Here is a 19,750-nt window from a genome sequence, read left to right as displayed (position 1 = left end):
GATCACGTCGTACAGGAGGGAGAGCTGATGGTCGGCTCGTCGCACGAAGCGCTGCACCGGGTCTTTCAGAAGGACCCGGCGCTGCTGACCCGGGCGTTTCAGAAGGTGCTGCGCGTTCCCTTTCCGGAGCCGCGTGCCTTCGCGGTCCTGAACGCCGACGTCACGGAGATCGAGCCCGTCGAACGGCGCGTGGACACGCTGATGCGGGTGGAGACGGACGAAGGGGCCTACCTCCTCGTCGTCGAGGCGCAGGGGAAGCAGGACGAGAGGAAGCGGGGCAGCTGGCCGTACTACCTCGCGTACCTGTACGAGAAGTACCGCTGTGAGCCGGTACTCGTCGTGATCACGCAGAACAGCACGACGGCACGCTGGGCTGCGCAGCCCAGCCGGCGCGGGTTGCCCGGTTGGGAATCGCTGACGGTGCGACCGTTGGTGATCGGCCCGGAGAACGTGCCGGTGATCGCGAGTGAGCGGGAGGCGGAGAGGGACGTCCCGCTTGCCGTTCTGTCGGCCATGACACACGGGCGGGGCGCACGGGCCGCCGCCATACTGGAACCGTTGGCTTTCGCTCTGCGGACCGTCGACGGCGACAGCGCCGCGGTGTTCGGACAGCTCATCGAGTCATGCCTGGCCGATTCCCGGGCCAAGGAGATCTGGAGGGACCTGATGTCGGAGATCCGCTACTTCTTCAACAACCCGGTGGCCGAGCAGGTCCGTGAGGAAGGCCGCGTGGAGGGCCGTGAAGAGGGCCGTGAAGAGGGCCGGCTTGAGGATCGGGCCGGGATGACCCTCCGGATTCTGGAGTGGCGGGACATTCCGGTTTCCGAGGCCGTGCGTGAGCGGGTGCTGGCCTGTTCGGACCTGGGTCAACTTGAGGTCTGGGCCCGCCGTGCGGTGACCGCCGAGCGGGCCGAGGATCTCTTCAGCGGTTGATGGACTGGATCTCCTGGACTTCCATGTCCTGCGTGGTCTCGAAGGTGCCGTCCGGCAGGTCGCCCTGGGCTCCGCCGGTGCCCTCCCAGGAGATCTCCCAGGTGATCGAGGCCTTCAGCTGGTATGGCTCGCCGTTCGACGCGCGCAGGTAGCGGATGCCGCAGGGCGGGGTCTGGTCGGCCTTGCCCTTCGTGTACGGCGTACCGATGGAGCCGTCGGCGTTGATCTCGCAGTCGCCGGAGGCGGGGAAGGTCTCGGCGTCGTCCGTGCCGGGTTCCAGGTGGAGGGCGACGGGCTTGGCGGTTGTCTCCGCCCACAATCCGGTGCCCGGCAGCTCGGCCCCGACCTTGACCTCCTTGAAGGTGCCCTTGTCCAGCCAGACCCAGGTCGGCAGGTTCACCGTGGACTTCGCTTCCGGCTTCAGCTCGACCTCGGTCTTCGGTACGTCGATCTGGTCGTACGCGTAGGCGGCGAGCGTTTCGGGAGTGGGGGCGTGTTCGTCGTCCGGGATCGTGCCGGCGTCCTGCCAGAACATGACGCGGCCGCAGTCCCAGGCCTTGGTGTCGTGCTCGTGCCCCTTGCGGACCACGCTGCGCCAGAACATCCCGTTCTTACTCAGGTTGTAGTCCTTGTAGCCCTTCGCCATGGTGTTCTTCGACGAGTTGATGTCGAAGTTGTCCTGTTCCTCGCCCTCCTCGTAGTGATCCACGAAGATGCCCGAGGTCCAGAACTCATGGGCGTTCACGGCCCCCAGGCCACCGTTCTTCTTCAGGTCGGCGACGGCGGACTTGAGCTGCTCCGGGGTGAATACGGGTTCGTACCAGCAGACCGGCGGCTCCCAGTTGGGGTCGACCGAGGTCAGGTCCTCCATGGATCCGCTGCCGGTCCGGCCGTCGGGGTAGGTGACCTGAATCCTGGACTGGGAGACCGAGGCCAGCAGGGTGCGGTTGTTCGCATCGCCCTGTGGTTTGTCGCTGCCTCCCGGCGTCGGTGTGGTGCCGCCCACCGGCTTGTCGGCATGGGCCACTCCCGCGGCCCACAACATGGAACTGGCGGCAAGCGCCACGGCCCACTTCGTGCGGCCGGCAGCGATCAGCCTCGGCATTCCGTGGCCTTCCCCTCGACGGTAATCTGCTGAGCCCGCCACACCGGCGAGTCCTCCTGAGGAGCCATGAGGAGGCTGAACTTCTGATAACTGGCCAGGCTCTCCTCGGTGCGGTGAACCTTTCCGGTCTTCACCTCCTTGCCGTAGGCCTTGGACTGGTCCTCGCAGAACGTGACAAGGATGGACTTCGCCTTCTCGCCCTCACCCACAGGGCTGGTTTCCGCCTGGTAGTACCGGTCCTCGCCCGTCAGGGTCCAGCCGCCGTCCACGTACTCCTGGATCTGCGACTCGGCGTACCGGGCGGCACCGGCCGCCGAGTAGAAGCCATACGCAGGATCCTTGACGTCCTGCTCCGTGATGCCGTGATTCAGCGCTTTGATGTAGTTCGCGGCGTCACCCAGCGCGGCAGCGGCATCCGCGTCCGACGGCCTCTCGAAGTCGAAGGCCAGCTTCAAATCCTCGGGCAGGCTCACGTCCGGACGCTTCACGTCGGCCGCGCCCGATGCCGAAGCCGACGGTGAGGAAGTGCTCGCCCCCGTCCCCGCCCCCTTGATGTCGTCCGGCGACGTGCTGTCGTCGCCTCCGCCGCACGCGGTCAGGAGAAGGGCCGCCGTCGCGGCGAAGGTGGCGGCGGTCGTGGTGAGGGCGCTGCGGGCCACTGGTGTTCCCCCCGAGATACGGCGTGTGCGACAGGGAACGAAGCTACCAGCGGTGCGTGCACGGCCTCTGACCGGTTTTCGGGGATTGTGTGCGGAGTGTGAAGGGAATGCTCGCAGAATCGGACAAACAGCGTGAAGCGGGCGGAAGTTGTGATGTGGGCCTCCCTCGCCCCTTCGCCGCCGTCGGTGGGAGTCCATAAGATCTCGGTAGGCTCAGCACACCCCTGATACCGGACGCCCTCGTGGCCTCCTCCGCCCACGACCACGACCCAGGACTCCGCCCATGCCGCGACGCCGCACCTCAAGCTCCTCAAGCTCGACGGCTCCCTCGGCGCCCTCGGCTCCGAGGAACCGGACACCTCAGCCGGTAAGGGTGCGGCGGCGGTCGTTCGGGGACTTCGTCAAGGCGTTCCTCGCCTTCGTCGTGCTGGCGGGACTGGTCGTCGGGGTGCCCCTCGCGCTGGCCGTGACCGTCGGGTGGCCGCTCCCGGGGGGCGCGCCGAGCCTCGACTGGCTCCAGCGTGAGATCACGGTCCACACGTTCCTGTCCATCCTCACCGTCATCGTCTGGCTCGCCTGGGCGCAGTTCACCGCCTGCGTGCTCGTCGAGGTCAAGGCCGCGGTGTCCGGCGTCGGCGTGCCGGGGCGGGTGCCGGGGTCGGGGCCCAGTCAGCTGTTGGCCCGGCAGCTGGTCGCCGCTCTCCTCCTCGTCGGTGCCACCGCGGCGAGCCTCACGCCGGGGCTGTCGCAGCTCGGACAGAGCCTGGAAGGGAACCAGAAGCCGTCCGTCGCCGCGGCCCAGCAGACGCCGGGACTCTTCGGCCAGCAGCAGGAGCAGGCCGCCGCCACAGCCAACGCCCTTGCCGAGCAGGCGGGTCAGGCCGGGCAGGCCGCCGCCCGTGCCGACGGTGGTGCCTCCGCGGCGCACGGTGACACGAAGTACTACCGGATCCAGCCGCCCGAGGGCCGTCACCACGACTCCCTCTGGGAGGTGGCCGAACGGCACCTCGGTGACGGGCGGCGCTACAAGGAGATCTTCGAGCTCAACAAGGACCGGGTGCAGCCGGACGGGTCCCGCCTGTCGGAGGCCTCCCTCATCCGGCCCGGCTGGATCATGGAGATGCCCGGAGACGCCCGCGGCGGCGAGCTGGTCGAGATGCCCGACGAGGCGCCCAACGTCTCCGAGCAGGTGCAGCAGCAGATCAGCGACTACGCCCGGACCGGCGATCACGCGCAGGGCGGCGGGGGAGCCCAAGGCGGCGGCGACGTCCAGGTCTCCCTGCCCGAGCAGCGGCCCGCGCCCACGCCCGCGAACCCCGTCACACCGGCCACGCCCGCGACCCCGGCTCCCAGTGCCGGGCAGGAGCACGCCACCCCCGCCGCCGGACAGGCCGAGGACTCCTTCGGGCTGTCGGAGGCACTCCTCGCCGCGCCCCTCCTCGCCGCCGGTCTCCTCGGCGCCCTCGGGCGGCGGCGCCGGCAGGCGCTGTGGCAGTCGGCGCTCGGCGCGGTCGGCGGACGGCGCGGCATGGAGCCGCCCACGCCGACCGGGGACGCCCAGGACGTGCAGGACGCGCTGCTGGTCGGCGCCGACCCCGAGGGCGTACGCCTGCTCGACCGGTCGCTGCGCGGGCTGGCCGCCTCCCTCGCCGCGGAGTCCCGCCCGCTGCCCGTCGTCTACGCGGCCTGGATGAGCGGCAACGGCGACCTGCACCTCCAGCTCGCCCAGCCCGCCGGGAAGCCGCCCGCGCCCTGGCAGCAGGGGCAGGACCAGACCTTCTGGATGCTGGCCCGCGCCGACGCCGAGCGGTACGAGGAGGCGGAGACCGCCGCGCCCTACCCGGGGCTCGTCAGCCTCGGCACCATGGACGATTCCCGGCTGCTGCTCAACCTGGAGGCCGTGCCCGGCATCGTCTCCCTCAGCGGGGCCGAGGCCGACCGGGCCGCCGTGTTCGCATCGGTCGCCGCCGAGCTGGCCACCAACGGTTGGTCGGACCGTATGACCATCACCCTTGTCGGGTTCGGGGACGATCTCACTCCACTCGCGCCGAACCGGATCCGTCACCTCGACGGGTTCGAGGACCTCTTCGAGACCATGTCGGCCGAGACCCGGCAGCGGCGCGGCGCGCTCGGTGCCGCCGGGCACGACTCGGTGCTCACCGGCCGTACCGGACCCGCCCAGCACACGCGTTGGGCACCGCACCTCGTGCTGCTCGCCGCCCAGCCGTCCGACGAGGAGGCCCTGCAGCTCGCGGAGCTGGCCGCCGACGCGGGCCGGCTCGGCATCGGCTACCTCGTCGGCACCGGGGGCACCGACCTGCCCGGCGCGGCGTGGGAGATGGAGATCACCGGCGAGGGGCGGCTGCTCGCGCCGCTGCTCGGGCTCGAGCTGGACGCCCAGTTGCTGCCCCTCGCGCAGCAGCGTGCCGTCGTCGAGCTGTTCACCGACGCCGATCCGGACTCCGACCCGGGCTCCGGTCCCGGGGGCGCGCCCGGGCGGGCCAACACCCCGCCGTTCCTGGTCGACATCAGCGAACAGGGGCGGCCCGCCGTGTACGCCCGCCTCGTCGGGTCGTACGAGATCATGGGCCTGGACGCGCCCGACGGCGAGCGCAGCGCCCTGCTCCACGAGGCGCTGGCGCTGCTCCTGCTGCACCGCGAGGGAGTCCACCCGCGTGTGCTGTCCTCCGCTCTGTGGCCGCGCGGCGTGACGGCGGATGTGCGCGACGCGCTGCTGGAGCGGCTGCGGGCCTGGCTGGGCACCGACCCCGACGGCACGCCGCGGCTCGCCACCGACGCCACCGGACGGCTCACCCTCGCCAAGTCCGTCGTCTCCGACCTCGACGTCCTGCGCTCCCTCTACTACGAGGCCACGCAGGGCCGGGGCGTGGACAGCCGTCAGGTGCGCGGACGGCTGCTCACCGACGCGCTGGTGCTGGTGCGCGGGCCGCTGCTCGCCGACCGGCCCGAGGGCCGCTACCGCTGGCTCACGCACGAGATCATCGACGCCCAACTCCCGTTGCTCGTCGCCGACACCGGGCTGGCGCTCTCCGAGTTCCACCTGGAGAAGAACCGCGCGGAGAAGGCCATCGAGGCGCTCAACGCGGCCCTGCGCACCGCCCCCGCCGACGAGCGCCTGTGGCACGAACTGCTGCGCGCCACGCACACCACCGACGACCCCGACCGGCTGCGCGCCCTCGCCGCCGACCTTGTCGACCGCAGCGGGGCGCGCGGACTGCCGCCGCGCACCGAGGCGCTGCTCGACGAGTTGCTGCCGACCTGGCGCGAGGGCGTCGCCGCCGCCGGATGAGCATCAACATCGGCACCAACATCGGCATCGACCACGCCATCGACATCGATCTCGTGGTCGTCCTCGTCGCCGCGCTCTGGGGCGCGGCGACGGGCGCGTTGCTGCCGCGTGCCGCCTACCGGTTCTCCGCGCCTTCCGGGGAGGCGTGGCGGGACCTGTGCCCACGGGAGCACCCCCTCCGGGGCTGGCTCGGACCGGCCAGGTGCGGGCAGTGCGCGGCCGGCCACACCTCCTACGGCCTCCGTGCCGCATCCCTGGCCGTCGCCACCGCCCTCGTCTGCGCCGCCCTCGCCGCCGCCACCGGGCCCCGGCCCGAGGTCGCCGTCTGGCTGCTGCTCGCGCCGGCCGGAGTGCTGCTGGCCGTCGTCGACCTGAAGGCACGGCGGCTGCCCGACCCGCTCACCCTGCCGCTCGCCGGCGCCGCGCTCGCCCTGCTCGGCCTGACCGCGCTCGTGCCCGAGCACGCGGGGGAGTGGACCACCGCCCTGCTGGGCGCCCTCGCCCTCGGCGCCGGCTACTTCGTACTGTTCCTCATCAACCCGGCCGGCATGGGCTTCGGCGACGTCAAGCTCGCCCTCACAGCCGGTGCCGCCCTCGGCTGGTACGGCTGGCCCACGCTGATGCTGGGCACCTTCGCCGGGTTCCTGCTCGGGGCGTTGTACGGCGGCGCCCTCCTCGTCGCCCGGCGCGCGGACCGCAAGACCGCCATCCCCTTCGGTCCTTTCCTCATCGCGGGCGCCTTCCTGGGCGTCCTGGCCGGGGCGTACGCGGCCTGACCACGAGCGCGCGAGAGGCCTGGCGTACGCTGGTGCGGTCCGTCCACAACCCTTACGAACCTTGCGAAAGGGACGCCGGTGACCGAGAAGGCCGACCTTCAGCCCATCCTCGACCGCGCCGCCGCCGGTGGGCGGATCACCCCCGAAGAGGCGCTCGACCTGTACCGCGACGCCCCGCTGCACGCGCTGGGCGCCGCCGCCGACGCCGTACGCAGGCGCAAGTACGCCGGTACGGAGCACATCGCCACGTACATCATCGAGCGCAACATCAACTACACGAACGTGTGCGTCACGGCGTGCAGGTTCTGCGCCTTCTACGCCGCGCCCAAGGACACCGCCAAGGGCTGGACCCGCGACCTCGACGACATCCTGCGCCGCTGCGCGGAGACGATCGAGCTGGGCGGCACGCAGATCATGTTCCAGGGCGGCCACCACCCGGACTACGGCGTCGAGTACTACGAGAAGCACTTCGCCGCCATCAAGAAGGAGTTCCCCGAGCTCGTCATCCACAGCCTGGGGGCGAGCGAGGTCGAGCACATGGCGCGGATCTCGGGTGTCTCGGTCGAGGAGGCCATCACCCGTATCCACGCCGCCGGGCTCGACTCCTTCGCCGGTGCCGGTGCGGAACTCCTGCCCGAGCGGCCGCGCAAGGCCATCGCGCCGCTGAAGGAGTCCGGCGAGCGCTGGCTGGAGATCATGGAGATCGCGCACGGGCTGGGCGTCGAGTCGACGTCCACCATGCTGATGGGCACCGGCGAGACCAATGCCGAGCGCATCGAGCACCTGCGCATGATCCGGGACGTGCAGGACCGCACCGGCGGCTTCCGCGCCTTCATCCCGTACACCTACCAGCCCGAGAACAACCACCTGAAGGGCCGCACGCAGGCCACGCTCTTCGAGTACCTGCGGATGATCGCCATCGCCCGGCTGTTCATGGACAACGTCGCCCACATCCAGGGCTCCTGGCTGACCACCGGCAAGGAGGTCGGCCAGCTCTCCCTGCACTACGGCGCGGACGACCTCGGCTCGATCATGCTGGAGGAGAACGTCGTCTCCTCCGCCGGTGCCAAGCACCGGTCCAACCGGATGGAGATCATCGACCTCATCCGGAAGGCGGGGCGGGTGCCCGCCCAGCGGGCCACCACGTACGAGCACCTCGTCGTGCACGACGACCCGGCGAACGACCCGGTCGACGAGCGGGTCGTCTCGCACATCTCCTCCACGGCGATCGAGGGCGGCACGGCCCACCCCGAGCTGAAGCTGCTCGCCTCCAACTGACGCCGCCGTGCTGACGATCCACGTCTGTGAAGCCTCGCCCGAGGCGGCCGTCCTGGTCGACGGCGCGCATCTCGCCGCCGTCGGCCCGTACGAGGCACTGGCCGCCGACCACCCGCGGGCGCGGGTGCGCCGGTGGCCCGGACTCCTGACGCCCGGACTGCTCAACCCGTACGGTCCGGAACTGCTGGAACAGGCCTACCACCCCGACCCGCGCGAAGCGGACCGGCTCGGTACCGAGCCGGTCTTCGGGGAGCGCGCGCTCGCACTTCTCGCCGCCAACCCGTCCGCACGGGGCGCCAGCGCGCGCCGCGGAGTACAGCGCATGCTGGCGCACGGAACGGTTGCCGTCGCGGGTGAGCTGCGGGGGCGCGCGGCGCTGGACGCGGTGCGGGGAGCGGGGCTCGCCCTGGCGGGGCGTCCGGCCGGTCTGCCCGGGCCCGCGTCCTTCTCACCGGTGCCGCTCGTGCTGCTCCCCGGGCTCGCTCCCGGGAAACCCGCGCGGTTCGCGGTGTTCGACGTACCCGACCGGGCCGCGCTCGTGCGGGACGGCGCGTCCACGTGCGTGGCGACCGTCGTCGCGGGCCGGATCGTGTACCGGCGTCGCTGAGCGCGCTATCCCGCGAACGCCTTCGCGAACGCGCCGCTCTCCTGCTCCACCCCGCTGCAGTCGGTCAGCGCGTCCTGTGCGGAGGCGTCGTCCCCGCACTGCCGGTCCCGGAACGTCGCCCACATCGACACCCACGCGATGCCCTTCTCCTCGGCGAAGGCGCGGACCTCGGCCGCGTCCGCGAGCGTGAACGTCTCCCCGGCGACGTCGTTGACGCCGAGCATCGAGGTGAGCGCCATGCCCCGCCAGGCGTCCGCGTCGGAGGTGCCGAAGACGTTCTTGAGCTGGGTGTGGGCGGCCTTCGCCGAGGTGAGGGCGTAGTCGCCCATGTCGTCGGTGTAGGACTCGCCGTAGTTCATGGTCATGAGGTTGACGGTGGAGACCTGTACGCCATGGTTGTTGGCGGACGCCAGCAGCGCCAGGCCGTCGGTGTCCAGACCGGAGGGCATCACCGGGAGGGTGAAGGAGACCTCCAGGCCCTCCCGTTGCTCCTGGAGCAGCGCGATCGCCTCCGAACGCAGGGCGCGGGACTCGGCGTCGGCCAGCTCGTCGCCCTCGATGTCGAAGTCCGCCTGCGTCGCACCGGCCGCGTCCAGGGCCGCGCCGTACGCCTCGGCCAGTGCCGAGGCGCTGTCGCAGGCCGCCGCCAGCTCCGTGCCGGAGGCGCCGCCGAAGGAGACGCGGACGGTGGCGCCGGACGACTTGAGCTTCTCGACGCGGGAGGCGACGGAGGCGTCGTCGATGTCCTGGACGCCGTTCCAGCGCGGGACGCAGTCGTCGCCGGAGGAGATGACGAACGCCAGGTTGTACGTCGCCGGGGAGCCCGCCGCGTCGGTGGCGGAGGCGGTGGTGGCGCTGACGTAGGGGGCGTAGGCGGTCCCCGGCGACGACGACTCGGCCGGCGACGACGACTGGGCCGGCGACGACGACTCGGACGGTGCCGCCGGGGCCGCGTCGGTGGTGCCGGCGGCGTCGTCCCCTCCGGCGCAGCCCGCCGCGGCCAGGGTGAGCAACAGGGCGCACCCGGCCGCCGCCTTCCGGTAAGCCCTCATGTGCGTACGCTCCCGATCTCGTCGGCGTCTGTGTTCGGACGAGCGAAGATGGCATGCCGGCCTGGGTCTTCGCTGAGGAAAGGGCGCCTTCGGGCGCCATCTCCCAGGAAAAGGACAGGATGGGCCCCTTTTCACCGGGATCTCTCAAGAACCTCCCAGGTTGCGACAGGTAAGTCTCCCTAATGTCCGGGACATGCACTCCGAGCCTGCCTCCGCATCCCGCGCCGCGCCCGCTGCCGCCGCGCGCGGTCGCCGTCGCAAACGCGGCAAACGGTCCGCCGAGGGGCCCGTGTTCGTCGACAGCACCGGGCGCCGGGCCCGGCTGCTGCGCCGGCTCGGGCTCCTGCTCGGGGCCGTGTGCGTCGGCTACACGGCCGTCCTGGGCCTGGCCTTCATGGGCGTCGGCATCTCGGTCAACCCGTCCTCGCTGCTGCCCTTCGGCGTCGGCGGTGGTGGTGGCGGCGGACCGGAGGGCGGGCCGGGGCCCGGCGGCGGTACGCGCCCCCAAGGCGGCGGCGCTCCCACGGGTGCCCCGCCCAGCCCCGCGCCCTCCGTTTCCCCCAGCGCGGTCCCCAGCACCGCTCCCACCGCCGCCCTCACCGACTGACCGGACGCCTCCATCCTCATGACCACGCCCACCGCACCCCCCACCCCGCCCGCACGGGGTCGCCGCCGTGCCCCCTCCCGCATGGAACGGGCCGCCGGCCGGGCCGCCGCACTGCAACGCCCCCGCGTCCTCCTCGCCCTGCTGCTCCTGCTCGCGCTGACCTGCGTGATGCTCCTCGACGGCTATCTGCGCGCGGAGGTCGGCGGCGACCAGCGCGTCCGCTCCGGCGCCTCGGCGAGCGACGTCCCCGACGACGTACTCGACGGCGGGCCGATCCTCTCCTTCCCCGGCGGACAGGCCACCACCGTCTCCGTCCCCGACAAGACGATCGTGCTGACCTTCGACGACGGTCCGGACCCCACCTGGACGCCGCAGGTGCTGGAGATCCTCGAGAAGTACGACGTTCCCGGCACGTTCTTCCTGGTCGGCTCGATGGTCTCGCGCCACCCGGGCATCGTGCGGGACCTGGTCGAGCAGGGCAACGAGGTGGGCGTCCACACCTTCACCCACGTCGACCTCTCCTACCAGAGCCAGGCCCGCGTCACCCGCGAGATCGAGCAGACCCAGCTCGCCCTGGCGGGCGCCGCCGGCATCACCACCACGCTGTTCCGGGCGCCGTACTCCTCCCAGACGGACGCCATCGACAACTACAGCTGGCCCGTCTACGAGAGCCTGGGCGAGGACGGCTACACCAGCGTCTTCATCGACACCGACAGCGACGACTGGAAGCAGCCCGGCGTCTCGAAGATCGTCGAGTGGGCGACGCCGGAGGACGACGAGGGCGCGTCCGTCCTCTTCCACGACGCCGGGGGCGAGCGGTCGCAGACGATCGAGGCGCTGCCGAAGTACATCGAGAAGATGAAGGCGAAGGGCTACACCTTCACCACGGTCAGCGGTGTCATGGCCGAACAGCAGCCCACGGGCGGTCCCGCCGCGGCCCCGGACGCGACCGGTTCCGGCGACAGCCTCCAGGCCGCCCACCACAAGGCCACCGGAGCCACCCTCTACGAGGGCAAGGCGCTCGTCGCGGCCGTCGCGGTGGCCGAGTGGACGGTCCCGGCGCTGTCGGCCGGGCTCGTGATCGTGGGCGTGGCCGTCATGGGCCGGTTCGCGATGATGCTGGTCCTCGCCCGCCGTCACCACAGACAGCGCAACAGACGCCGCTTCAGCTGGGGCCCGCCCGTCACCGGGCCGGTGAGCGTGATCGTCCCGGCGTACAACGAGAAGGAGTGCATCGAGGCGACCCTGCGCTCACTGGCGGGCAGCACCCACCCGATCGAGATCATCGTCGTGGACGACGGCTCGACGGACGGCACGGCGGAGATCGCCGAGTCCCTGGGGCTGCCGGGCGTCCGCGTCGTGCGGCAGGCCAACGCGGGCAAGCCCGCCGCCCTCAACAACGGCGTCCGGCACGCCCGGTACGACATCGTCGTGATGATGGACGGCGACACCGTCTTCGAGCCCGACACCGTCCGGCACCTGGTGCAGCCCTTCGCCGACCCGTCCGTCGGCGCGGTCGCGGGCAACGCCAAGGTCGGCAACCGGCGCACCCTCATCGGCGCCTGGCAGCACATCGAGTACGTCATGGGCTTCAACCTCGACCGGCGCATGTACGACCTGCTGCGCTGCATGCCGACCATCCCCGGCGCGATCGGCGCCTTCCGGCGCGAGGCGGTCCTCCAGGTCGGCGGCATGAGCGACGACACCCTCGCCGAGGACACCGACATCACCATCGCCCTGCACCGCGCGGGATGGCGGGTGGTCTACGAGGAGCACGCCCGCGCCTGGACGGAGGCGCCCGGGTCGCTCGGCCAGCTCTGGTCGCAGCGCTACCGCTGGTCCTACGGCACGATGCAGGCGCTGTGGAAGCACCGCCGGTCCCTGACGGACAAGGGGCCCTCGGGCCGCTTCGGGCGGGTCGGGATGCCGCTGGTCGTGCTCTTCCAGGTGGTCACGCCGGTCTTCGCCCCGCTCATCGACGTGTTCACCGTCTACTCGATGCTCTTCGTCGACTTCCGCGCGGCGCTCCTCGCCTGGCTCGCGGTGCTGGGCGTGCAGCTGGTGTGCGCGGCGTACGCCTTCCGGCTCGACCGGGAGCAGTATCGGTACCTGCTGATGATGCCGCTCCAGCAGCTGGCGTACCGGCAGATGATGTACCTCGTCCTCATCCACTCCTGCGTCACCGCCCTGACCGGCGGGCGGCTGCGCTGGCAGAAGCTGAAACGGACGGGCGAGGTGGGGACCCCGGCCGGGACCACGGGGGCCGGCTGATGGGCGCGCACCGCAAGGGTGCGGTGCGCGGCGAGGGGCTGGTGCGCGGCGAGGGGGCGCGCGGCGAGGGGGCGGAACGGCGTGGCCCCGCCCCGGGCGCGGCGCCGGGGCGGGACCGCTACTTCGACACCCTGCGCGCCCTCGCCCTTGTCCGGGTCGTCGCGTACCACGCCTTCGGCTGGCCCTGGGCCGGGCTGGTCTTCCCCTCCATGGGGGTCATGTTCGGCCTGGCCGGCACCCTGATGGCCCGCTCGCTCCAGCGGCCCGCGGCAGCGGTGGTCCGGAGCCGGCTGCGCCGCCTGCTGCCGCCTTTCTGGTGCTGGGGCCTGTTCGTGGTGGGCGCGATGCTGGTGCGCGGCTGGATGCCGGGCCGGCAGATCGTCTACTGGGTCGTGCCGCTCGGCGACCCGCCGGGCAGCGCGTGGGGCGAGCAGGCGTGGGAGATCCTCTGGTACCTCAGGACGTATCTGTGGTTCGTCCTGCTCTCCCCGCTGCTGCTGCGGGTCTTCCGGGTCGCGCCCCGGACGGTGCTGCTGCTGTCCCTCGCGCCGATCGCGGTGTTCCAGTTCCTGTGGCAGCCGCCGGAGAACCGCTTCGGCACCGGACTGCTCGACCTGGCGACGTACCTCTTCTGCTGGATCCTCGGCTTCGCGCACCGCGACGGCGTGCTCGCCCGCCTCAGGCCGGTCGCCGTCGTCGTCCTGTCGCTCGCGGCCCTCGCCTTCGGCGCCTGGTACGCCTTCGCGCACCGGGCCGAGTACGGCACCTACGACCTCGACGACATCCCGTTCGCGCAGGCCTTCTGGTCGGCCGGGTTCGTGACGCTGCTGATGTACTCCAAGGCGCGGCTCGGGGTCGACTTCGCGGGACTGGCCCGGCTGCGGCGGCTGGACCGGCTGGTGACCGTGCTCAACGCCCGCGCTGTGACGGTCTACCTCTGGCACGAGCTGGCCCTCGTCCTGGCCGTGCCGCTGATCGACCGGTTCTGGGACGTGCCCGCCTTCGAGGCGTACCTGCCGCTGGAGAGCCAGTGGTTCCTGCTGGGGGTGGGCTGGGTCCTGATCGCGGTGTTCGTGCTGCTGTTCGGGTGGGTGGAGGACGTCGCCGCGCGGAAGAGGCCCCGCCTGCTGCCGTGAGCCCGTCCGCGGCGACAGGGGGAGGTGCTGCAACAATGGGCCCGTGACCCGCGCTTCCCTGAACAAGCAGCCGCACGAAGTCGCCTCGATGTTCGACCACGTCGCGGAACGGTACGACCTGACGAACGCCGTGCTCTCGCTCGGCCAGGACCGGGCGTGGCGCAAGGCGGTCGCCCAGGCCGTCGACGCCCGCCCGGCGCAGAAGGTCCTGGACCTGGCGGCCGGCACGGCGACCTCCTCCCTGCCCTTCGCCCGCACCGGCGCGTACGTCGTCCCCTGCGACTTCTCCCAGGGCATGCTCCAGGTCGGCAAGGAGCGGCACTCGTGGCTGCCGTTCACCGCGGGCGACGCGACCCGGCTGCCGTTCAAGGACGACGTCTTCGACGCCGTGACCATCTCCTTCGGGCTGCGCAACGTGCAGGACACGGACGCCGCGCTGCGCGAGATGTACCGGGTGACGCGGCCCGGCGGCCGGGTCGTCATCTGCGAGTTCTCGCACCCGACCTGGGCGCCGTTCCGCACCGTCTACACCGAGTACCTGATGCGCGCCCTGCCGCCGGTCGCCCGCGCGGTGTCGTCCAACCCCGACGCGTACGTCTACCTCGCCGAGTCCATCCGTGCCTGGCCCGACCAGGCGGCGCTCGCCGAGCGGCTGGGCAAGGCCGGCTGGTCCAGGGTGGCGTGGCGCAACCTGACGGGCGGCGTGGTGACGCTGCACCGGGGGTTCAAGGAGAGCTGACGGTCGCGCAGCGCGGCAGCGGCGTGTCCTCGACGGGCTCGGCCAGCTCCCGCCGGAGCCCGCCGTGCGGCGGTCCCGGCAGCCGCGGCTCGCGGATGCCTCCGCCGCCCTCGCCCTCCCCGAAGTCGAACCACACGTACACCATCGACTCCCGCGGCACCCGCGCGCCGGGCTGCGGGTACTGGCGTACGACGTGGTCGACGAGGGCGAGGTGGAGGTCCGGCCGGTCCGGCGCGAGCAGGGACAGGCCCCGCTCCCGGACCGTCTCCCGCGCGTCCACGGCCATCAGGCCGACCAGGCGCGGTACGCGTACGTCGGATTTCTCGGGTACCAGGCGCACGGACGTCACCCCCCAGCGGTACCGGGCAGAGTAGCCCCGCGGGGCACCGCCGGGAAGCGTCAAGTGGCTTACTGTGACAGTCGACTACTCTCCGTCACGCTCTCTGCAGGGGGAGCCGGTAGCAGTGGCCCTCCTGCTGTGAGACCGGGGTCGTGAAGACCTCGGCGAGCCGCATGCCCAGCCGCTCGGTGACCGCGATGGACCGGGTGTTGCGCGCGTTGACCATCGCGACCACCTCCGCCACGCCCGCGTCACGCACCCGCTCCAGCGTCTGCCGGGCGGCCGCCGTGACATACCCCTTGCCCCAGTGCGCCCGCCCGAGCCGCCAGCCGATCTCGATCTCGCCCTTGGGACCCCAGTCCCCCGGCCAGGGCTGGGCGCCGGTGAACCCTACGACCTGGCCCGACTCGTCGACCATGGTCCACAGACAGAAGCCGTGCTCCGCGTCGTGCCGGCGCTGGCGGACGGTCAGCTCCTCGTAGACGGACAGCTCCGCGGACCTCCCGCCGTGGAACTCCATGACGTCCGGGTCGTCGAAGATCCGGTGCCAGGCGACGGCGTCCTCGTCGGTGGGGACGCGCAACCGTACAGCGGGGAGAGGTCGCTTCACTGGGCAGCCCTTCAGCCGGGTGATCGGTGACGCTGAATAGACTGCCCATGACCAGTGCCGGTCGGCACGCAGATTCCGAACTTGGGGAGATCCCGCCGTGACCGTCGAGACTGAGCCGCTCTCCGAGAACACCGCCGACGTGATCGTCGTGGGCGCGGGGCCGGCCGGCTCCACCACCGCGTACCACCTGGCCAGGTCGGGACTCGACGTCCTGCTCCTGGAGAAGACCGCGTTCCCCAGGGAGAAGGTCTGCGGTGACGGCCTCACCCCGCGCGCGGTCAAACAGCTCGTCGCCATGGGCATCGACATCTCCGAGGAAGCAGGCTGGCTGCGCAACAAGGGCCTGCGCATCATCGGCGGCGGCTCCCGACTCCAGCTGGACTGGCCGGATCTGGCCTCCTTCCCCGACTACGGACTCGTCCGCAAGCGCGACGACTTCGACGAGCAGCTCGCCCGGCAGGCCCAGAAGGCCGGCGCCCGGCTGTACGAGCGCTGCAACGTCGGCGCCCCGATCGTCGACGACCGCACCGGCCGCATCACCGGCGTGCACGCCAAGCTGGGCGAGGACAAGCGCGAGGTCACCTTCCACGCGCCGCTGGTCGTGGCCGCCGACGGCAACTCCACGCGGCTGTCCCTGGCGATGGGCCTGCACCGCCGCGAGGACCGTCCCATGGGCGTCGCGGTCCGCACGTACTTCACCTCGCCCCGCCACGACGACGACTACCTGGAGTCCTGGCTGGAACTCTGGGACCGGCGCGGCCCGCAGGACCGCCTGCTGCCGGGCTACGGCTGGATCTTCGGTATGGGCGACGGCACCTCGAACGTCGGCCTCGGCGTCCTCAACACCTCCGCCGCCTTCAAGGAGCTGGACTGGCGCGAGATCCTCAAGGCCTGGTGCGCGTCCATGCCCGAGGACTGGGGCTACACCCCGGACAACATGACCGGCCCGATCCGCGGCGCCGCCCTGCCCATGGCCTTCAACCGCCAGCCCCACTACACCAAGGGCCTGCTTCTGGTCGGCGACGCCGGCGGCCTGGTGAACCCCTTCAACGGCGAGGGCATCGCCTACGCCATGGAGTCCGGCCAGATCGCCGCCGACGTCGTCGTCCAGGCTCACGCGCGGGCCACGCCGGCCCAGCGCGAGGTCGCCCTGCAGCGCTACCCGCGCGTCCTCAAGGACACCTACGGCGGCTACTACACGCTGGGCCGCGCCTTCGTGAAGCTCATCGGCAACCCGAAGGTCATGCAGATCGCGACCCAGCGCGGCCTCACCCACCCCGTCCTGATGAAGTTCACCCTGAAGATGCTCGCCAACCTGACGGACCCGACGGGCGGCGACGCGATGGACCGCATCATCAACGGACTGAGCAAGGTCGCACCGAAGGCCTGATCAGGCGCCGGTTGCGCCGTCAGCAGTCCGATCTCGGGCGAAGGCCGCGGCGTTGGCGGCCCGGCGCGCGAAGACCTCCTCGCGCCGGTCCGCCGACTGCCGCAGCGCCGCCTTCCGTTCCCGGCCGGAGAGCCGGTCCAGGTAGACCTGTCCGTTCACGTGGTCGGTCTCGTGGGCCAGGCAGCGCGCGAAGTAGCCGGTCCCCTCGACGAGGAGTGGCGCGCCGTCCTTGTCCAGGCCCCGCACGACGGCACGGTCGGGGCGCGGTACGGCCATGACGGCGCCCGGCACCGACAGGCACCCCTCGCCCTCGTCGAGCAGCCGCCGCGCGGCCGGGTCGAGGGGTTCCAGCACCGGGTTCACGATGTGCCCGACATGTCGGACACCTTCGTCGTCCGGGCAGTCGTAGACGAACAGGCGCAGGTCGACGCCGACCTGATTGGCCGCCAGCCCGGCCCCCTCCGCGACATACATCGTGCGGAACATGTCGTCGATGAGTGCGGTGAGGTCGGGGCCGAACTCCGTGACGTCCCGGCACGGCCGGTGCAGCACCCCCTCGCCGACCTCGGTGACGCGCCGCACCGATCCACGCCGGGCCTCGGGCGCGAACGGGGGGTAGGAGGCGGTGGGCCGCCCCTGTACGAACACACTCGGCATGACGCTCTCTCCTTCGGCTCGTGGACGGGCCGGAGGGAACCGGCCCGCGCCCGAGCATGCCAGGAGCCGCCAAAGAGCCGCGAGATCCCGGAGAGCCCGCGAGACGCCGGAGAGCCGCGAGATCCCGGAGGGCCGCAGCCCCCGAGCGGCTGCGGCCCTCCGCGCGGACGTGTCCGCGTCGTACGTGATGTGGGGGAGCGGGTTACAGCACCCGCACCGCGCCGCTCGGCGGGTCGTACGACAGCGGCTTCTGGACGACACCGGTGGAGGAGTTCTGCGCGCCGACGAACATGCCGTCGCCGACGTAGACGCCCACGTGGTACGCGCTGCCCGCGCCGCCCCAGTAGAGGATGTCGCCCGGCTGGAGGTTGTCCAGGCCGACCTGGGTGCCGGCCGTCGACTGCGCCTGGGAGACGCGGGGCAGGCTGATGCCGACCTGCTTGAAGGCGGCCTGCACGAGACCGGAGCAGTCGTAGGCGGACGGGCCGGTGGCGCCGGAGACGTACGCCTTACCGACCTGGGCCTGCACGAAGGAGACGACGGCGGCGGCCGAACCGGTGGCCGTGGACGTGGACGTGCTGGTGCTGCTGTCCGTGCCCGTGGAGGAACCGGCGTCCGCGGAGGCGCTCAGAGTGGCGCGCTCGGCGCTGCGCGAGGCGCGCTCGGCGGCCTCCTTGCGCGCGGCCTCCTCGGCCTTCTTCTTGGCTTCCGCGGCCTTCTTCTTGGCCTCGGCGAGGTCCGCCTTGGCCTGCTTGGCGGCCTTGGCGGCCGCCGCGTCACGCTCGGCCTGCAGCTGGTAGCTCGCGGCCGCCTGCTGCGTGACGTCCGCGGACTGGGCGACCTGAGCGGCCAGGTCGGCCGTCAGGGTGGGCAGTTCGAGGGTCTGCGTCACCGGTTCGGCCGCGTGGGCCGACCCCGACGCACCGGCCACTGCCAGGGTGCTGAGGACGCCACCGGCAACTCCGGTCCGCATCGCGATTGTCGACGCGCTGCGGCGGGGCTTCCGGTGGCTGCGTATGTGAGCGGTGTGGGACATAGGGACAACCGGTATCAGTAGCTCCTCCATACCTTCAAGAAACGTGTGCTGCGCCACAGTTGTTCAATCGGGCCGCCGAATCCCGGGCGTGTCGCTCTTTATTGACGCCGTAACGGACATTGCGGACGGGCCGTAACCGGCCTGTGATCACGGTGTTTGATCGTTACGCCCGAATTGCCCCGCGCTTACCACTTGTTGGGACACTTGGCCAAGCCCGGTTCTCAGACGCCTCTCATGAATGTGGCACAGGTCACGGAACGGTTACCCCGACGCGCGCGTCCGTCGCGTGCGAGCCGACCCGGCCGACCCGGCCGACCCGGCGGCCGAGTCGACGGTCGACCCGGCAGTCGACTCGACGGTCAACTCGACGGCCGACCCGGCAGTCGACTCGACGGTCGGCCCGGTGGTCGCTTCCGGCCGCTCGCGAATCGCTCGTGAACGCGCGCACGTGTCCACATCGCCCCCCGGCCCTCCCTCTGATGTGTGAACGCCTCCTCTATCAAGGGCAGGCGTCCAGCGCCAATTTGCATGCAAGAGAAGCATCTTGATATTGAGACGCTCCTCGCTCAACTCCTCTGGCCAGCGACGACGAGCGAAATTGTCACCTCTGGTGATCAGGTGAACGCTTCTTGTGTGAAGATCACTGCTCATCCGACTTCATGATCGTTCGTCAGGTGGTGGAGATCACAAAGCTTGTGCAATACCCCGTGTCGCAGATCACAGAGCGTCGGGCATAGGATGCGAGGCAGTTGGGCTTGTGACCTGCTTCACATGTTCGCGATCTTCGTCGGGACGGGCGGGGCTCGTGGGGCTGTTGGGGCGGCTGTGAGTCCGATGCAACCGCCAGCAGTCAGTGCCGACTGAGAGGAGCGAGGAGCGGTGAACGCGTATGCGCCCATCCTCGTACTGGGAGCCCTCGGGGCAGGCTTTGCGATCTTCTCCGTGGTGATGGCCACGCTGATCGGTCCGAAGCGGTACAACCGGGCGAAGCTCGAGGCCTACGAGTGCGGCATCGAGCCGACCCCCACGCCGGCCGGCGGCGGGCGCTTCCCCATCAAGTACTACCTGACGGCGATGCTCTTCATCATCTTCGATATCGAGATCGTCTTCCTCTACCCCTGGGCCGTCACCTTCGACGCCCTGGGGATTTTCGGGCTCGTGGAGATGCTGCTCTTCGTGCTCACCGTCTTCGTCGCGTACGCGTACGTATGGCGGCGCGGCGGCCTGGAATGGGACTGAGGGGC

At 71.2% G+C, this 19,750-nt stretch carries 18 protein-coding genes; 11 read left to right on the top strand and 7 right to left on the bottom strand.

All coding sequences use genetic code 11. From position 1 onward, the window contains the following. The first annotated feature begins 27 nt into the window (after nt 1–27). Nucleotides 28–933 (top strand): hypothetical protein, encoded by a 906-nt coding sequence (locus ABS735_RS33935; protein WP_373901335.1) that lies wholly within the window; start codon nt 28–30, stop codon nt 931–933. Here the strand turns inward: ABS735_RS33935 and ABS735_RS33930 are convergent. Together ABS735_RS33930 and ABS735_RS33925 are read right to left on the bottom strand one after the other, a co-directional pair. Beyond that, nucleotides 923–2,038 carry a hypothetical protein gene (locus tag ABS735_RS33930; protein ID WP_373901336.1) on the bottom strand — a complete coding sequence of 372 codons (1,116 nt, stop codon included), beginning with the start codon at nt 2,036–2,038 and terminating at the stop codon, nt 923–925. The genes ABS735_RS33935 and ABS735_RS33930 overlap by 11 nt on opposite strands. Then, nucleotides 2,026–2,697, bottom strand: a complete 672-nt coding sequence (locus tag ABS735_RS33925) for a hypothetical protein (RefSeq protein ID WP_373901337.1) — start codon at nt 2,695–2,697, stop codon at nt 2,026–2,028. The genes ABS735_RS33930 and ABS735_RS33925 overlap by 13 nt, the downstream gene beginning before the upstream one ends. Nucleotides 2,698–2,980: 283 nt before the next feature. Here ABS735_RS33925 and ABS735_RS33920 point away from each other — a divergent pair, with 283 nt between their 5' ends. The 4 genes from ABS735_RS33920 to ABS735_RS33905 all read left to right on the top strand — a co-directional run bounded on the left by ABS735_RS33920 (nt 2,981) and on the right by ABS735_RS33905 (nt 8,668). After that, nucleotides 2,981–6,007: a BTAD domain-containing putative transcriptional regulator gene (locus tag ABS735_RS33920; protein WP_373901338.1), complete on the top strand. Its 3,027-nt coding sequence runs from the start codon at nt 2,981–2,983 to the stop codon at nt 6,005–6,007. Beyond that, on the top strand, nt 6,004–6,783 hold the full coding sequence (locus ABS735_RS33915) for a prepilin peptidase (RefSeq protein ID WP_373901339.1): 780 nt from the start codon (nt 6,004–6,006) through the stop codon (nt 6,781–6,783). The genes ABS735_RS33920 and ABS735_RS33915 overlap by 4 nt, the downstream gene beginning before the upstream one ends. Nucleotides 6,784–6,861: 78 nt before the next feature. Continuing rightward, nucleotides 6,862–8,061 carry a cyclic dehypoxanthinyl futalosine synthase gene (mqnC, locus tag ABS735_RS33910; RefSeq protein ID WP_373901340.1) on the top strand — a complete coding sequence of 400 codons (1,200 nt, stop codon included), beginning with the start codon at nt 6,862–6,864 and terminating at the stop codon, nt 8,059–8,061. 7 nt (nt 8,062–8,068) lie between these two features. Then, a complete protein-coding gene (locus ABS735_RS33905; RefSeq protein ID WP_373901341.1) occupies nt 8,069–8,668 on the top strand; it encodes an imidazolonepropionase-like domain-containing protein in 600 nt (199 codons plus the stop codon). Nucleotides 8,669–8,673: 5 nt separating this feature from the next. On the opposite strand, the gene ABS735_RS33900 is transcribed toward ABS735_RS33905, so the two are convergent. Further along, on the bottom strand, nt 8,674–9,720 hold the full coding sequence (locus tag ABS735_RS33900) for a chitinase (protein WP_373901342.1): 1,047 nt from the start codon (nt 9,718–9,720) through the stop codon (nt 8,674–8,676). Nucleotides 9,721–9,913: 193 nt separating this feature from the next. On the opposite strand from ABS735_RS33900, the gene ABS735_RS33895 reads away from it, so the two are divergent. The 4 genes from ABS735_RS33895 to ABS735_RS33880 are packed head-to-tail and all read left to right on the top strand — an operon-like array spanning nt 9,914 to nt 14,473. Beyond that, a complete protein-coding gene (locus ABS735_RS33895; protein ID WP_373901343.1) occupies nt 9,914–10,327 on the top strand; it encodes a hypothetical protein in 414 nt (137 codons plus the stop codon). A gap of 18 nt (nt 10,328–10,345) precedes the next feature. After that, nucleotides 10,346–12,598, top strand: a complete 2,253-nt coding sequence (locus ABS735_RS33890; protein ID WP_373901344.1) for a bifunctional polysaccharide deacetylase/glycosyltransferase family 2 protein — start codon at nt 10,346–10,348, stop codon at nt 12,596–12,598. Then, complete coding sequence (locus ABS735_RS33885; RefSeq protein ID WP_373901345.1) at nt 12,598–13,734, top strand: acyltransferase family protein; 1,137 nt, start codon at nt 12,598–12,600, stop codon at nt 13,732–13,734. Before ABS735_RS33890 ends, ABS735_RS33885 begins: the two co-directional genes overlap by 1 nt. Before the next feature lie 43 nt (nt 13,735–13,777). Beyond that, nucleotides 13,778–14,473 (top strand): demethylmenaquinone methyltransferase, encoded by a 696-nt coding sequence (locus ABS735_RS33880; protein ID WP_373901346.1) that lies wholly within the window; start codon nt 13,778–13,780, stop codon nt 14,471–14,473. Here ABS735_RS33880 and ABS735_RS33875 read toward each other — a convergent pair. Beyond that, nucleotides 14,460–14,813 carry a PASTA domain-containing protein gene (locus ABS735_RS33875; protein WP_373901347.1) on the bottom strand — a complete coding sequence of 118 codons (354 nt, stop codon included), beginning with the start codon at nt 14,811–14,813 and terminating at the stop codon, nt 14,460–14,462. The genes ABS735_RS33880 and ABS735_RS33875 overlap by 14 nt on opposite strands. 94 nt (nt 14,814–14,907) lie before the next feature. Beyond that, nucleotides 14,908–15,423 carry a GNAT family N-acetyltransferase gene (locus tag ABS735_RS33870; RefSeq protein ID WP_373901348.1) on the bottom strand — a complete coding sequence of 172 codons (516 nt, stop codon included), beginning with the start codon at nt 15,421–15,423 and terminating at the stop codon, nt 14,908–14,910. A gap of 97 nt (nt 15,424–15,520) precedes the next feature. Here ABS735_RS33870 and ABS735_RS33865 point away from each other — a divergent pair, with 97 nt between their 5' ends. Next, complete coding sequence (locus ABS735_RS33865; RefSeq protein ID WP_373901349.1) at nt 15,521–16,813, top strand: geranylgeranyl reductase family protein; 1,293 nt, start codon at nt 15,521–15,523, stop codon at nt 16,811–16,813. On the opposite strand, the gene def is transcribed toward ABS735_RS33865, so the two are convergent. Then, nucleotides 16,814–17,470 (bottom strand): peptide deformylase, encoded by a 657-nt coding sequence (gene def / locus ABS735_RS33860; RefSeq protein WP_373901350.1) that lies wholly within the window; start codon nt 17,468–17,470, stop codon nt 16,814–16,816. Nucleotides 17,471–17,672: 202 nt separating this feature from the next. After that, the gene (locus tag ABS735_RS33855) at nt 17,673–18,506 is read right to left on the bottom strand and encodes a C40 family peptidase (protein WP_373901351.1); all 834 of its coding nucleotides are present in this window, start codon (nt 18,504–18,506) and stop codon (nt 17,673–17,675) included. 879 nt (nt 18,507–19,385) lie between these two features. On the opposite strand from ABS735_RS33855, the gene ABS735_RS33850 reads away from it, so the two are divergent. Beyond that, nucleotides 19,386–19,745, top strand: a complete 360-nt coding sequence (locus ABS735_RS33850) for an NADH-quinone oxidoreductase subunit A (protein ID WP_003974383.1) — start codon at nt 19,386–19,388, stop codon at nt 19,743–19,745. The last annotated feature ends 5 nt before the right edge of the window (nt 19,746–19,750 follow it).

Source organism: Streptomyces sp. MMCC 100, assembly GCF_041538145.2.
Classification (GTDB): Bacteria; Actinomycetota; Actinomycetes; order Streptomycetales; family Streptomycetaceae; genus Streptomyces.
This window is presented reverse-complemented; position numbering and strand designations above follow the sequence as displayed.